The sequence below is a fragment of the Lysobacterales bacterium genome, from assembly GCA_019634735.1.
Lineage (GTDB): Bacteria > Pseudomonadota > Gammaproteobacteria > Xanthomonadales > UBA2363 > Pseudofulvimonas.
The window spans coordinates 76,131-90,437 of record JAHCAT010000006.1 but is presented as its reverse complement, the minus strand read 5'-3'; the positions used below and the strand labels follow the sequence as shown (position 1 = coordinate 90,437).

Sequence of the window (14,307 nt, the reverse complement as noted above, 5' to 3'; positions counted from 1 at the left end):
GCGCTCGCTATTTCAACCACTTAGGGCGCCTAGCTCATGTAGCCTCTCGGTGACCTAAGTGATTGCCACGGCTTGCATTTTTCCTTGACAGGCCTCTGGGCCGGGCGTAACGTGCGTCCGGTGGAGATTCGTGGGGATCTGTGGGGATAAGTGGCGAACATGATTCAGGGCGAGACCACCATCACGATCGACGACAAGGGTCGGATGGCCGTTCCAACGGCCTACCGGGACACCCTGGCGGGTCTGTGTGGCGGGCGCCTGGTGTTCGCCTACAACCCATTCGACGCGTTCTGCCTGTGGCTGTTTCCCGCGCCCGAGTGGGAGCGGGTGCGCGACCTGGTCGCGCCGCTGTCCAGCTTCAACCCGGCGCACCGGGAACTCAAGCGCAAGCTGGTCGGATCGGCCTGCCCGGTCGAGCCCGACGGCCAGCACCGCGTCCTGGTGCCGCCCAGCATGCGGCTCGCCGCCGGCCTCGAGAAGCGCGCGGTGCTGCTGGGCCTGGGCGACAAGTTCGAGCTGTGGAGCGAGGAGGCGCACCTCAAGCGCATCGCCACGACCATCTCTGCCGAGGACATCACCGCCGAAATGCAGTCCCTCCGTTTCTGACCCGGGAAGCCAAGCCGACCATGTGTGCCGTTCCGGCCGCGCTGCGCGATCCAAGCCACCTGCCCGTGCTGCTCTACGAGGCGGTGGCGGCGCTCGCCATCCGCCCGGAGGGCCGCTATCTGGACGGCACCTTCGGGCGCGGTGGCCATGCGGCCCGGATCCTGGCAGCCCTGGGCGAGGGCGGCCGGCTGCTGCTGATGGATCGCGATCCCGAGGCCATCGCCGCGGCGAAGGCGCGTTTCGCGGACGATCCCCGGGTGGCGATACGACAGGCGCCGTTCTCGACGCTCGGCGAATGGCACGAGGCGCGCGCCGGACTCGACGGCGTGCTGCTCGACCTCGGCGTGTCTTCGCCGCAGCTCGACCAGGCGGCCCGTGGCTTCAGCTTCGCCGCCGATGGTCCGCTCGACATGCGCATGGATCCCGGGGCCGGCCAGCCGGTCAGCGCCTTTCTCGCCCAGGCCGACGAACGAACGATCGCCGACGTGCTGTGGCGGCTGGGCGAGGAAAAGCGTTCCCGTGCGATCGCCCGCGCGGTGGTCGCGGCCCGGAGCCAGGCGCCGCTGCTGCGCACCGGCCAGCTTGCCGAGCTGGTCGCCTCGGTGCCGGGCACCCGCGATGGCCACAAGCATCCCGCCACGCGCTCCTTCCAGGCGCTGCGCATGCACGTCAATGACGAGCTGGGCGAGGTCGAGCGCGGCCTGGCCGCCGCGCTGGACTGCCTGCGCCCCGGCGGACGGCTGGCGGTGATCAGCTTCCACTCCCTGGAGGACCGCCTGGTCAAGCGCTTCATCGCCGCTCATGCCGGGCGCAGCGAGGGCAGCCGCCGGCTGCCGGCCGCCCCCGCCGCCCCGGCCCGGCTGCGCCCGGTGGCCCGTGTGATGCCGGGCGACGCCGAACTCGCCGCGAATCCGCGCGCCCGCAGCGCCGTGCTGCGGGTCGCCGAGGTGCCGTCGTGAGCGCCCGCCTGTTTTTCATGACGATCGCCCTGGTCGCAGCCATCGCCAGCGCGATCGCCGTGGTGCACGTCCGCCACGAGGGCCGGCAGCGCTACATCGAACTGCGCGCCCTGAACGCCGAGCGCGACGCCCTGGATATCGAGTACGGAAGACTGCAGCTGGAGCAGGCGACCTGGGCGGAGATGAGCCGGGTCGAGCGGGTCGCCCGCGAGGAGCTCGGCCTGGTGCGGCCCGAGCCGGCGCAGATCGTCGTGGTGCGCCGATGAGGCGGCGGCCGCGCAACAGCCTGCGCCTGCGCCTGGGTGTCGTGGCCGGGCTCTTCACGCTGGCCACCTTCGCCCTGGTCGTTCGCGCGGTCGACCTGCAGGTGGTGCGCAAGGATTTCTACCAGCGCCAGGGCGACGCCCGCTTCCTTCGCGAGATCGCGATCCCGACCTCGCGCGGACAGGTACTCGACCGGAACGGCGAGCCGCTGGCGGTGTCGACCCCGGTGGAATCGCTGTGGGCCAATCCGCCGGTGCTGATGGAGAACGCCGAGCGGATACCGGAACTGGCGCAGGCGCTCGGACTGGATCCGGTCGCGCTGCGCGAGCGCCTGGCCGAGCGCGCCGCCAACCGCCGCGAATTCGACTACCTGCGCCGCCATCTCAATCCCGAGCAGGCATCGCGCGTGCTGGCCCTGGACATTCCCGGCGTCAACAGCCTGCGCGAGTTCCGGCGCTACTACCCGGCCGGCGAGGTGATGGCGCACGTGCTGGGCTACACCAACATCGACGACCAGGGCCAGGAGGGGCTGGAGCTGGCCTTCGACCACTGGCTGGCCGGCAAGCCGGGCAGCCAGCGGGTGATCCGCGACCGGCGCGGCCGGGTGGTCGAGAACGTCGAGCTGGTGCGGCCCCCGGAACCGGGCCGCGACCTGGTGCTGAGCATCGACCGCCGCATCCAGTACCTGGCCTATCGCGAGCTGACCGCGACCCTCCTGGAGAAGAACGCCAGCTCCGGCTCGATGGTGATCCTGGACGCGCCGACCGGCGAGATCCTGGCGATGGTCAACCAGCCTTCCTACAACAACAACGCCCGGGGCGCGGCAGAACCGGCGCAGCGCCGCAACCGTGCGGTCACCGACCTGTTCGAGCCCGGCTCGGTGATCAAGGCCTTCACCGTGGCCGCGGCGCTGGAGAGCGGCCGGTTCACCCCGGAATCGGTGATCGACACCCATGGCGGCAGCCTGCGGGTCGCCAACCACACGGTGCGCGACATCCGCAACTTCGGGCCGACCGACCTGACCCGGATGCTGACCAAGTCGAGCAACGTGGCCGCCGCCAAGATCGCGCTCGAGCTGGAGAACCAGCAACTGTGGAGCGTGTTCGACCGCATCGGCATCGGCCAGGTGACCGGCTCGGGCTTCCCCGGCGAGGCCAGCGGCGTGCTGCCGCCGCCGCAGCGCTGGGGCACCTTGCACAAGGTCACCATGTCCTACGGCTACGCGATCTCGACCTCCGCCCTGCAGGTGGCGCAGGGCTATGCCGCGCTGGCCAACCGCGGCGTCCTGCAGCCGCCGACCTTCGTCAGGGGCACCCGGCGCGAGGCGCGCCGGGTATTCGACGCGGCGATGTCCGAACGGATCGTCGCGATGCTGCAGACGGTGACCGAGCCGGAAGGCTCGGGCACGCGGGCGGCGGTGCCCAACTACACCGTGGCGGGCAAGACCGGCACCTCGCGGCGGGCGACCGCCGGCGGCTACGAGAGCCGCTACGTCAGCGTGTTCGCCGGCATGGTTCCGGCCAGCAACCCGCGCCTGGTCGGCGTCGTCGTGGTCAACGATCCGCGCGGCCGCGACTACTACGGCGGCCTGGTGGCGGCGCCGGTGTTCGGGCGCGTCATGACTGGCGCACTGCGCCTGCTGGACGTGCCGCCGGACCGCGTGCTGGCGGCGATCGACGTCGCGCCCCTGGAGCACGGCGACGCCGCCGAGGCGATCCAGGACATTCCCGGCGAGCTCGCCGAACTCGCCGCGCCGAACCCGCCATGAGCCACCGGATGCCGCCGCTCGCGCAACTGCTGGCCGGCCTGATCGAGCCGCCGCCGGCGCTGGCCGGCCTGGTGCCGGCGGACCTGCGCCTGGACAGCCGCCAGGTCGGTCCCGGCGATGCCTTCTTCGCCGTCGCTGGCGCCCGGGGGCACGGCCTGGCCCACCTGGAACAGGCACGTGCGCGCGGCGCAAGTTGCGTGCTCTACGAGCCGCCGGTGCCGGCCGACCTGGAGTCCTCACTGGCCGGCCTGCCGGCGCTGCCGGTGCCGATGCTGCGCGACCACCTCGGCCTGATCGCCGAGCGTGCCTATGGCGCACCGTCCGGCGAGCTCGGCGTGGTCGGCGTCACCGGCACCAACGGCAAGACCTCGAGCGTGCACATGATCGCCCAGGCGCTGGCCGGCGCCGGCATCGACGTGGCGACGATCGGTACCCTGGGGGCCGGGCGCCCCGGGCAGCTGGACGCGGGCGAACGCACCACCCCGGACGTGCTGGCCGTGCACGCCCTGCTGCGCAGATTCCTGGACGAGGGCATCAGCCACGTCGCGATGGAGGTGTCCAGCCACGCGCTCGACCAGGGCCGGGTCGACCGGGTGCGCTTCGCGGTCGCGGTGTTCACCAACCTCAGCCGCGACCACCTGGACTACCACGGCAGCATGGCGGCCTATGGCGCCGCCAAGGCGCGACTGTTCGACTGGCCGGGGTTGTCGGCGGCGGTGATCAACGTCGACGACGCGTTCGGGCGCGAGCTCGCCGGACGTCTGCCGGCCGGCGTCCGCCTGCTGCGTTGCGGCCGCGGCGATCGCGCCGGCGGCACGCCACCCGAATGCCGGGCCTCGGCCGTGCAGGCCGACATGTCCGGCCTGTCCTTCCGCCTGCACCTGCCCGATGGCGAGGCCGATGTCCACGCCGCCCTGCTCGGCCGGTTCAACGTCGCCAACCTGCTGGGCGTCGCCGGCACCTTGCATGCGTTCGGGTGGCCGGTCGACCAGGTCGCCCAGGCAGTGTCCGGCCTGGTCAGCGTGCCGGGCCGGATGAACCACTACGGCGGCGGCGAGCGGCCGCTGGTGGTGGTCGATTACGCGCACAGCCCCGATGCCCTCGAACAGGCCCTGCGCTCGCTGCGCGGGCACGTCGAGGGCCGCCTGCATTGCGTGTTCGGCTGCGGCGGCGAACGCGACGCCGGCAAGCGCCCGCAGATGGCCGCGATCGCCCAGTCGCTCGCCGACCGGGTGGTGGTCACCGACGACAATCCCCGCCGGGAGTCCGGCGACGCCATCGTCGCCCAGATCCTCGCCGGCTTCGGCCGCCCCGGCGACGTGCGCGTCGAGCGCGACCGCGCCCGGGCGATCGCCACCGCAGTCGCCGACGCCCGTCCGGGCGACATCGTCCTGGTCGCCGGCAAGGGTCACGAGGCCTGGCAGGAGGTCAACGGCGAGCGCCGCCCGTTCGACGACGCCGCCCACGCGCGGTCGGCCCTGGAGGCCTGGCCATGCTGAGCGCGCGCCTGTCCGAGCTGGCGCTCTGGCTGGGCGGTCGCCTTGCCGGCGCCGATGCCGTGGTGAACGGCGTCGGCCACGACACCCGCACGCTCCGGCCGGGCATGCTCTACGTCGCCTTGCGCGGCGAGCGCGTCGACGGCCACGCCTTGCTGCCGCAGGCTGCAGCCGCAGGTGCGGCCGGCGCCCTGGTGGCCACCGCCGATGCCGGTATGCCTTTGCCGCAGCTGGTGGTCGCCGATCCGCTGCTCGCCCTGGGCGAGCTGGCGCGCCGGCATCGCGAGCGGATGCCGGCGCGGGTGGTCGGCATCACCGGCAGCAACGGCAAGACCACGGTCAAGACCCTGGTCGCCGCGATCCTGTCCCGGGTCGGGCGCTGCCACGCCAATCCCGGCAACCGCAACAACGAGGTCGGCCTGCCGCTGGCGGTGCTCGAACTCGATGCCGGCCACGACTACGCGGTGTTCGAGATGGGCGCCGGCAAGCCCGGCGACATCGCCTACCTGGCCGCCATCGCCCAGCCGGCGATCGGCCTGGTCAACAACGTCGGCCCCGCCCATCTCGAGCGCCTGGGCTCGCTGGACGGCGTCGCCGAGACCAAGGGTGCGCTGTACGCGGCGCTGCCCGCCGAGGGCGTGGCGGTGATCAACGCCGACGACGCCTACGCCAGCCGCTTCGAGCGCCAGGTGGCGTCGCGCCGGCTGCTGCGCTTCGGCCTGCAGAACGATGCCGACGTGGGGGCCGACGCCATCGAGCTGGGCGAGCGCTGCCGGTTCCGGTTGCGCTGTCCGGCCGGCGAGGGCGAGGTCGAACTGCCCCTGCCGGGCCGCCACAACCTGATGAACGCCCTGGCCGCCGCCGCCATCGCCTGCGCGCTGGAGGTGCCGTTCGCGGCGATCCGCGATGGCCTGGCCGCGGCCAGCGGCGTAGCCGGCCGCCTGCGCCTGCTCCGCCAGCCGGGCGGTCACGCCCTGGTCGACGACACCTACAACGCCAACCCGGCCTCGGTGGCTGCCGCCATCGACACCCTGGCCGGCCTGCCCGGCGAGCACTGGCTGGTGCTGGGCGACATGGGCGAGCTTGGCGCCGACGCGCCGTCGCTGCACGCGCAGATCGGCCGGCACGCCCGCCAGGCCGGCCTGGCCCGGCTGGACACGGTCGGCGAACTCAGCCGCGAGGCGAGCGCCGCGTTCGGCGCCGGTGGCCGCCATCACGAGACGCTGGAGGCGCTGGTCGCCTCGCTGCAGGCGGCACTGCACGCGGGCGTGGTCTGCCTGGTCAAGGGCTCGCGCTCTGCGGGCATGGAGCGGGTCGTCGCGGCCCTGCGGGGAGATTCCGATGCTGCTTGAACTCGCGCGCCTGCTGCAGGACCAGTTCGGCGCCCTCAACGTGTTCGGCTACCTGACCTTCCGGGCGATCATGAGCGCCCTGACCGCGCTTGCGCTGTCGCTGTGGCTGGGGCCGCGGGTGATCCGCGCGCTGCAGTCGCGCCAGGGCGGCGGCCAGCCGATCCGCAGCGACGGCCCGCAGACCCACCTCGCCAAGGCCGGCACGCCGACCATGGGCGGTGCCCTGATCCTGCTGGCCCTGGTCGCCTCGACCCTGCTCTGGTCGAACCTGACCAACCGTTACGTTTGGATCGTGCTGGCGGTGACCGTGGCGTTCGGCTTCATCGGCTGGCTGGACGACTACCGGAAGCTTGTCCTCAAGAACAGCAAGGGCCTGCCGGCGCGCTGGAAGTACCTGCTGCAGACCGTGTTCGGCCTGGCTGCGGCGCTGGCCCTGTACCTCAGCGCCGACGTGCCGGCCAACACGCAGCTCTACGTGCCGCTGTTCAAGACCGTGGCGCTGCCGCTGGGCGTCCTGTTCGTGGTCATCGCCTACTTCATGATCGTCGGGTTCTCGAACGCGGTGAACCTGACCGATGGACTGGACGGCCTGGCGATCATGCCCTCGGTGCTGGTCGCCTGCGCGCTCGGCGTGTTCGCCTACGCGGCCGGCCATGCGGTGTTCTCGAGCTACCTGCAGATCCCGCACATCCCCGGCGCCGGCGAGCTGACCGTGTTCCTGGCGGCGCTGGCCGGCGCAGGCCTGGGCTTTCTCTGGTTCAACACCTACCCGGCAATGGTGTTCATGGGCGACATCGGCGCGCTGGCGGTGGGCGCCGCGCTGGCCACCATCGCCGTGATCGTCCGCCAGGAAATCGTGTTCATCGTCATGGGCGGCCTGTTCGTCCTTGAGACGGTCTCGGTGATGCTGCAGGTGGCCAGCTACAAGCTGACCGGCCGGCGCATCTTCCGGATGGCGCCGATCCACCACCACTTCGAACTCAAGGGCTGGCCGGAGCCGCGCGTGATCGTGCGCTTCTGGATCATCTCGGTGATGCTGGTGCTGGTCGGCCTGGCGACGCTGAAGGTCCGCTGATGGCCCACGCCCGCCGCCACGACGAACTGCAGGGCCGGATCGACTGGCTGCTGCTGCTGCCGGTCCTGCTGCTGGTCGCGCTGGGCGTGGTGATGGTCGCCTCCAGCTCGGTCGCAGTGGCCGAAGCGCAGGCCGGCAACCCGTGGTACTACCTCAACCGCCACCTGATGTTCCTCGCCCTCGGCCTGCCCGTGCTGCTGGTGCTCTCGCACTGGCCGCTGGAGCGCCTGGAGCGGATCGGCCAGGGCTGGCTGTGGCTCAGCCTGGCCCTGCTGGTGCTGGTCCTGGTGCCGGGTGTAGGTCACACCGTCAATGGTGCGACCCGCTGGATCCGCCTGGGGATCACCAATTTCCAGGCGGTCGAGGCAGTCAAGCTGTTCCTGATCCTGTACCTGGCCGGCTACCTGGTGCGACAGTCGCACAGCGTCAGCCTGACCGTGCTCGGCGCGATCCGGCCGATCCTCGCGGTCGGCTGCCTGCTGGCGCTGCTGATGGTCCAGCCCGATTTCGGCAGCGCCGTGCTGATCGTGGTGGTGACCGTCGGCATGGTCTGGCTGGGCGGCGCGCGCTTCTCCAGCCTGGCCCTGCTTGCGGCCGGCCTGCTGCCGGCGCTGGTCTGGGCGGCGTTCTCGGAGTCGTACCGGCTCAAGCGCCTGTACAGCTTCCTGGATCCCTGGCAGGACCCGTTCGCCGATGGCTTCCAGCTGACCCAGGCGCTGATCGCGATCGGCCGCGGCGAGTGGTTCGGGGTCGGCCTGGGCGGCAGCGTGCAGAAGCTGTTCTACCTGCCCGAGGCGCACACCGATTTCATCCTGGCGGTGCTGGCCGAGGAGCTGGGCCTGGCCGGCGTTCTGCTGGTACTGGCGCTGTTCGCATGGCTGACCGCGCGCCTGCTGCTGATCGGCTTCCGCTGTCAGCAGCATGGCCTGCGCTTCGCCGGCCACTGCGCATTCGGCGTCGCCCTCTGGCTGGGCGCCCAGGCGCTGGTCTCGGTCGGCGTGAACATGGGCGTGCTGCCGACCAAGGGCCTGACCCTGCCGTTGATCTCCTCGGGCGGGTCCAGCCTGCTGATGACCTGCGCCGCCCTCGGCCTGGCCCTGCGCTGCGCCCGGGAACTGGACCAGGCCGAGCGGCGGGGCGCCGCGGCCGCCGCGGACCGGCCCGAAGACGAGGACGACCAGGCCGTCGCGCCGTCGTTGCCGCCGGTTGCCGGCATCGGCGGCATCCCGGCGGTTCCCGGACGCCGGCGGCTGGAACCCTCGCTGGGGCTGCCGGCATGAGCCGCCCGGTCCTGATCATGGCCGGCGGCACGGGCGGTCACATCTTCCCGGGGCTGGCCGTGGCGCAGGCGCTGGTCCGGCGCGGCGTGCCAGTGGCCTGGCTGGGCGCCGAGGGCGGCATGGAGACGCGCCTGGTGCCGGCGGCCGGCATCGAGCTGCACACGGTGCCGATCGGCGGGTTGCGCGGCAAGTCCAGGGCGACCCTGCTGCTGGCGCCGCTGCGCCTGCTGCGGGCGCTGGCGCGCACCCTGCGCCTGTTCGGCCGGCTGCGCCCGCGCGCGGCGATCAGCTTCGGCGGTTATGCGGCGGGCCCCGGCGGCCTGGCCGCGCACCTGCGCCGCGTGCCGCTGCTGGTCCACGAGCAGAACGCCGTGCCAGGTTGGACCAACCGCAAGCTGGCCCAGTGGTCGGCGCGGGTCCTGACCGGCTTCCCGGAGGCCATCGGCGGCGGCCAGTGGGTCGGCAATCCGGTGCGGCCGGAGATCGCCGCCCTGCCGGCGCCGCAGGCCCGCCTGGCCGGGCGCGGCGGTCCCCTGCGCGTGCTGGTGCTTGGCGGCTCGCTCGGTGCTGGCGCACTCAATGCCGCGGTGCCGTCGGCACTGGCCCGGCTGGCGCCGGCCGCGCGACCGCTGGTTCGCCACCAGTGCGGCCGCGGCCATGAGGACGGCACCCGGTCGGCCTACGCGGCAGCGGGTGTCGAGGCGACGGTCGAGCCGTTCATCGCCGACATGGCCGCTGCCTACGGCTGGGCCGACCTGGTCCTGTGCCGTGCTGGCGCCCTGACCCTGGCCGAGCTGTGCGCCGCCGGTGTCGGCGCGCTCCTGGTGCCTTACCCGCACGCGGTCGACGACCACCAGACCCGCAATGCCGCCGCCCTGGTCGAGGCCGGTGCCGCCGAGTTGCTGCCGCAGGCGCGCCTCGATCCGCCCGCGCTGGCCGCGCGGGTCGCGGCGCTGGCCGGCGACCGCGTCCGGTTGCTGGCGATGGCGGTTGCGGCGCGTGGCCTGGCCCGGCCGGATGCCGCCGAGGCGGTCGCCGACGCCTGCCTGGAGGTGGCCCGATGACCGTGCAGCGCTTCGCGGATCGCGGCGGCACCATCCGCGCCTTCAGCCACGTGCACTTCGTCGGCATCGGCGGTGTCGGCATGAGCGGCATCGCCGAGGTCCTGCACACCCTGGGCTACACGGTCAGCGGCTCCGACCTGCATGGAGGCGGCGCCTGTGCGCGCCTGGCGGGCCTGGGCATCACCGTGCACACCGGTCATCGCGCCGAGCACGCCCAGGGCGCCGACGTCGTCGTCGTCTCCAGCGCGATCGCCGCCGACAACCCGGAGCTGGCCTGGGCGCGCGCGCAGCGCGTGCCGGTGGTGCCGCGCGCCGAGATGCTCGGCGAGCTGATGCGCTTCCGGCGCGGCATCGCCGTGGCCGGCACCCACGGCAAGACCACCACCACCAGCCTGGTCGCCAGCGTGCTGGCCGAGGGCGGCCTGGACCCGACCTTCGTGATCGGCGGCCAGTTGCTCAGCGCCGGCGCCAACGCACGCCTGGGCAGCGGCAGCTTCCTGGTCGCCGAGGCCGACGAGAGCGACGGCTCCTTCCTGCTGCTGACGCCGATGATCGCGGTGGTCACCAACATCGACGCCGACCACCTCGAACACTACGGCGGCGATTTCGACCATCTTCGCCAGGCGTTCTCCGATTTCCTGCACCGGCTGCCGTTCTACGGCCTGGCGGTGCTCTGCGTGGACGATCCGGAAGTCGCCCGGCTGGCCGAGCAGGCGCCCCGGACGGTGATGTCCTACGGCCTGTCGGAGTCCGCCGACGTGCGCGCCACCGGCCTCGTCCAGCGCGGCATGCAGATGCACTTCGACCTGCAGTTGCCGCAGGCACCGCCGCTGCCGGTGCAGCTCAACCTGCCCGGCCGCCACAACGTGCTGAACGCCCTGGCGGCCGCCGCGGTCGGCTGGCAACTGGGCGTCGACGCCGACCACATCGCCACGGCGCTGTCGCGCTTCGCCGGCATCGGCCGACGCTTCAACCTGCACGGCGAGGTCGCCGTCGGCGGTCGCCGGGTGCTGCTGGTCGACGACTATGGCCATCATCCCAGCGAGCTGGCCGCGGTGTTCCACGCCGCGCGCGGCGGCTGGCCGGAGCGCCGCCTGGTGGTGGTCTTCCAGCCGCACCGCTACAGCCGCACCCGCGACCTGCTGGACGACTTCGCGCGCGTGCTCGCCGATGTCGACGCGCTGGTGCTGACCGAGGTCTATGCCGCCGGCGAGGCGCCGATCCCCGGCGCCGACGCGCGCGCGCTGGCGCGCGCCATCCGCGCCCGCGGCAAGGTCGACCCGGTGCTGGTGGACTCGCCGCGCGAGCTGGCGGCGGCGCTGCCGCCGCTGCTGCAGGACGGCGACCTGGTCCTGCTGATGGGCGCTGGCGACATCGGCCAGGCGTCCGCCCGACTGCTTGCCGCCAAGGACGCGCCATGAGCCGCATCACTGACCCGCGCGCCTTCGGACGCGTCGCCGTGCTGCTCGGCGGCACCAGCAGCGAGCGCGAGGTGTCGCTGGATTCCGGCGCCAACGTGCTGGCGTCCCTGCAGCGCAGCGGCATCGAGGCGTTCGCGGTCGACGGCATCCCGGCCCTGGTCGAGGCGATCGCCGCCGGCCGCGTCGATCGCGTCTTCAATATCCTGCACGGTACCCGCGGTGGCGGCGAGGATGGCGTGCTGCAGGGATTGCTGGAGGCGCTGGGCGTGCCGTGCACCGGCGCCAGCGTGCTCGGCTCGGCGCTGAGCATGGACAAGGTGCGCAGCAAGCAGGTCTGGCAGGCGATCGGGCTTCCGACGCCGGCCTATCGTGCGGTGCGTCCCGGCGACGACGTGCTGGCGGCAGTGCGCGCGCTCGGCCTGCCGGTGATCGTCAAGCCCGCCCATGAGGGATCGAGCGTCGGCGTCACCCGCGTCCATGCCGAAGCCGACCTCGACCGGGCGGTGGCGCTGGCCGCCCGCTACGACGGCGAACTGCTGGTCGAGCGCCTGATCGAGGGCGACGAGCTGACCGTCGCCATCCTCGACGACGTCGCCCTGCCCAGCATCCGTATCGTGCCGGCCGGCGCCTTCTACGACTACCACGCCAAGTACGTGGCCGAGGACACCACCTACGTGTGCCCCGGCCTTGAGGGCGCCGCCGAGGCCGACCTGCGGGCGCTGGCCCTGGCGGCGTTCCGGGCCCTGGCGGTGACCGGCTGGGGCCGGGTCGACGTGATGCGCGACCGCGGCGGCGGCAACTGGCTGCTGGAGGTCAACACCGCGCCGGGCATGACCAGCCATTCGCTGGTGCCGAAGGCGGCCGGGGTCGCCGGCATGGACTTCGACGCACTGTGCTGGCGCGTGCTGGAAACCAGCCTGCCGGGAGAGCGCCGATGAACGCCAGCGCCTGGATCCGGCTGCTGGCCTGGTGCGTCGCGCTGGGCCTGCTGGCGTTGCCGGTGGTCGGTCTGCTGAACGGCTCGTTCGCCTCCGACCGCTGGCCGCTGCGCAACCTGGACCTGGTCGCCGAGCACCGCCACGTCGAGCCCGAGGCGGTGCGGGACGCGGTCGCCCGCCATGCCGGACGGGGTTTCTTCGCGCTCTCGCTGGTCGAGCTGCGTCGCGACCTGGCGGCGCTGCCCTGGGTGGAGGCGGTCGAGGTGCGCAAGCGCTGGCCGGACACGGTGGTGGTCCGCCTGCTCGAGTACCAGCCCTATGCGGTCTGGAACGACGACGCCCTGGTGTCGCGCGGCGGGCAGATGTTCGAGGTCCCCGGCATCGAGGACATCGCCGGACTGCCGCGCCTGCACGGCCCGCAGGAGCGGGTCGCCGAGGTTGCCAACTTCAACGCCAGGGCCCAGGCGATCCTGTCCGGCACCGGGCTGGCGTTGTCGCACACCCGGTTGAGCGAACGCGGCAGCTGGAGCATCGAGCTGGCCGGCGGCACCGTGCTGCTGCTGGGCCGCGACCAGGCCGAACAGCGGCTGGCGCGCTTCGCGGCCACCGCCCCTGGCCTGCTGCGCGCGCAGCCCGAACGGCCGCTGGTGCGCGCCGACCTGCGCTATCCGAACGGCTACGCCCTGGCCTGGGGCGAGCCGCGACCGGCCGCCGGCGACGGCGCTGCCATTCCCCCGGCGGGCGCCGCGGCGCCCGCCCGCGAACAGGGCGACAACGCATGAACATGAAGGGCAAGTCCGACAAGGCGCTGCTGGTCGGCCTGGACATCGGCACCTCCAAGGTGGTGGCGATCGTCGCCGAACACCAGCCCGGCGAGGCGATCGAGGTGATCGGCGTCGGCTCGCACCCGTCGAAGGGCCTCAAGCGCGGCGTGGTGGTCGACATCGAGTCGACCGTGCAGTCGATCCAGCGCGCCATCGAGGAGGCCGAGCTGATGGCCGGCTGCGAGATCCGCTCGGTGTTCGCCTCGATCTCCGGCAGCCACGTGCAGAGCCGCAACTCGCCGGGCGTGGTGGCGATCCGCGACAAGGAGGTCACCCCTGGCGACGTCGAGCGGGTGATGGACGCCGCGCGCGCGGTGGCGGTGCCCGCCGACCAGAGCGTGCTGCACGTGTTGCCCCAGGAATTCGCGATCGACGAGCAGGAAGGCATCCGCGATCCGGTCGGCATGTCCGGCGTTCGCCTGGAGACCCGCGCCCACCTGATCACCTGCGCGCTGTCGGCGCGGCAGAACCTCAGCAAGTGCGTGAACCGCTGCGGCCTGGCGATCGACGAGTTGATCCTCGCGCCGCTGGCCAGCGCCGACGCCGTGCTGACCCCGGACGAGAAGGAGCTGGGCGTCTGCCTGGTCGACATCGGCGCCGGCACCACCGACCTTGCCATCTACACCCAGGGCGCGATCCGCCACACCGCCTCGCTGCCGATCGCCGGCGACCTGGTCACCAACGACATCGCCCAGGCGTTCCGCACGCCCACCCAGTACGCCGAGGAGATCAAGGTCCGCTACGCCTGCGCGCTGACCCAGCTCGCCGGTGCCGAGGAGACCATCCAGGTGCCCAGCGTCGGCGACCGGCCGCCGCGCCGGCTCGCCCGGCAGATGCTCGCCCAGGTCGTGCAGAGCCGCTACGAGGAGATCTTCTCGATGGTGCAGGGCGAGATCCGGCGCAGCGGCTACGAGAGCCTGGTCGCCGCCGGCGTCGTGCTGACCGGCGGCGCGGCTTGCATGGAGGGCGTGGTCGAGCTGGCCGAGGAGCTGTTCCAGATGCCGGTGCGGGTCGGCCAGCCGGCCGGCGTCGAGGGCCTGGGCGAGGTCGTCAACAACCCGGTGCACGCCACCGGGGTCGGGCTGCTGCGCTTCGGCGCGCGCCATTTCGGACGCGGCCGCGGGCGGATCGCCCTGGGCAGCGCGGATTCCCCGTGGAACCGGCTGGTCGGCTGGTTCCGCAAGCAGTTCTAGGCAGGCGTGCCGCCGCCCGCGGGCGGTGGCGGCCTTCCGAACGGCGGCCACGCGGCCGCCGGCAGGC

The 14,307-nt window shown here is 72.8% G+C and carries 11 protein-coding genes and 1 pseudogene; all 12 read left to right on the top strand.

What is annotated here, in order from left to right; genetic code table 11:
* The first annotated feature begins 159 nt into the window (after nucleotides 1-159).
* The 12 genes and pseudogenes from mraZ to ftsA all read left to right on the top strand — a co-directional run bounded on the left by mraZ (nucleotide 160) and on the right by ftsA (nucleotide 14,240).
* A complete protein-coding gene (gene mraZ / locus KF823_07415; GenBank protein MBX3725732.1) occupies nucleotides 160-606 on the top strand; it encodes a division/cell wall cluster transcriptional repressor MraZ in 447 nt (148 codons plus the stop codon).
* Between the two features lie 20 nt (nucleotides 607-626).
* The gene (rsmH, locus tag KF823_07410) at nucleotides 627-1,565 is read left to right on the top strand and encodes a 16S rRNA (cytosine(1402)-N(4))-methyltransferase RsmH (protein MBX3725731.1); all 939 of its coding nucleotides are present in this window, start codon (nucleotides 627-629) and stop codon (nucleotides 1,563-1,565) included.
* A 17-nt stretch (nucleotides 1,566-1,582) separates the two neighbouring features.
* Nucleotides 1,583-1,831 (top strand): cell division protein FtsL, encoded by a 249-nt coding sequence (gene ftsL / locus KF823_07405; protein MBX3725730.1) that lies wholly within the window; start codon nucleotides 1,583-1,585, stop codon nucleotides 1,829-1,831.
* A pseudogene (locus KF823_07400) lies at nucleotides 1,828-5,096 on the top strand (UDP-N-acetylmuramoyl-L-alanyl-D-glutamate--2,6-diaminopimelate ligase). Before ftsL ends, KF823_07400 begins: the two are co-directional and overlap by 4 nt.
* Entirely contained in the window at nucleotides 5,090-6,445 is a 1,356-nt protein-coding gene (locus KF823_07395) for a UDP-N-acetylmuramoyl-tripeptide--D-alanyl-D-alanine ligase (GenBank protein MBX3725729.1), read from the top strand. Before KF823_07400 ends, KF823_07395 begins: the two are co-directional and overlap by 7 nt.
* The gene (mraY, locus tag KF823_07390) at nucleotides 6,435-7,520 is read left to right on the top strand and encodes a phospho-N-acetylmuramoyl-pentapeptide-transferase (GenBank protein ID MBX3725728.1); all 1,086 of its coding nucleotides are present in this window, start codon (nucleotides 6,435-6,437) and stop codon (nucleotides 7,518-7,520) included. Before KF823_07395 ends, mraY begins: the two co-directional genes overlap by 11 nt.
* On the top strand, nucleotides 7,520-8,800 hold the full coding sequence (gene ftsW, locus KF823_07385) for a putative lipid II flippase FtsW (protein ID MBX3725727.1): 1,281 nt from the start codon (nucleotides 7,520-7,522) through the stop codon (nucleotides 8,798-8,800). Before mraY ends, ftsW begins: the two co-directional genes overlap by 1 nt.
* The gene (gene murG, locus KF823_07380) at nucleotides 8,797-9,864 is read left to right on the top strand and encodes an undecaprenyldiphospho-muramoylpentapeptide beta-N-acetylglucosaminyltransferase (protein ID MBX3725726.1); all 1,068 of its coding nucleotides are present in this window, start codon (nucleotides 8,797-8,799) and stop codon (nucleotides 9,862-9,864) included. The genes ftsW and murG overlap by 4 nt, the downstream gene beginning before the upstream one ends.
* Nucleotides 9,861-11,285, top strand: coding sequence for a UDP-N-acetylmuramate--L-alanine ligase (locus KF823_07375; protein ID MBX3725725.1), 1,425 nt, complete (start codon nucleotides 9,861-9,863; stop codon nucleotides 11,283-11,285). The genes murG and KF823_07375 overlap by 4 nt, the downstream gene beginning before the upstream one ends.
* Nucleotides 11,282-12,223, top strand: coding sequence for a D-alanine--D-alanine ligase (locus KF823_07370; GenBank protein ID MBX3725724.1), 942 nt, complete (start codon nucleotides 11,282-11,284; stop codon nucleotides 12,221-12,223). Before KF823_07375 ends, KF823_07370 begins: the two co-directional genes overlap by 4 nt.
* Nucleotides 12,220-13,005 carry a cell division protein FtsQ/DivIB gene (locus tag KF823_07365; GenBank protein MBX3725723.1) on the top strand — a complete coding sequence of 262 codons (786 nt, stop codon included), beginning with the start codon at nucleotides 12,220-12,222 and terminating at the stop codon, nucleotides 13,003-13,005. Before KF823_07370 ends, KF823_07365 begins: the two co-directional genes overlap by 4 nt.
* Nucleotides 13,002-14,240, top strand: coding sequence for a cell division protein FtsA (ftsA, locus tag KF823_07360; GenBank protein ID MBX3725722.1), 1,239 nt, complete (start codon nucleotides 13,002-13,004; stop codon nucleotides 14,238-14,240). The genes KF823_07365 and ftsA overlap by 4 nt, the downstream gene beginning before the upstream one ends.
* Nucleotides 14,241-14,307 lie beyond the last annotated feature (67 nt).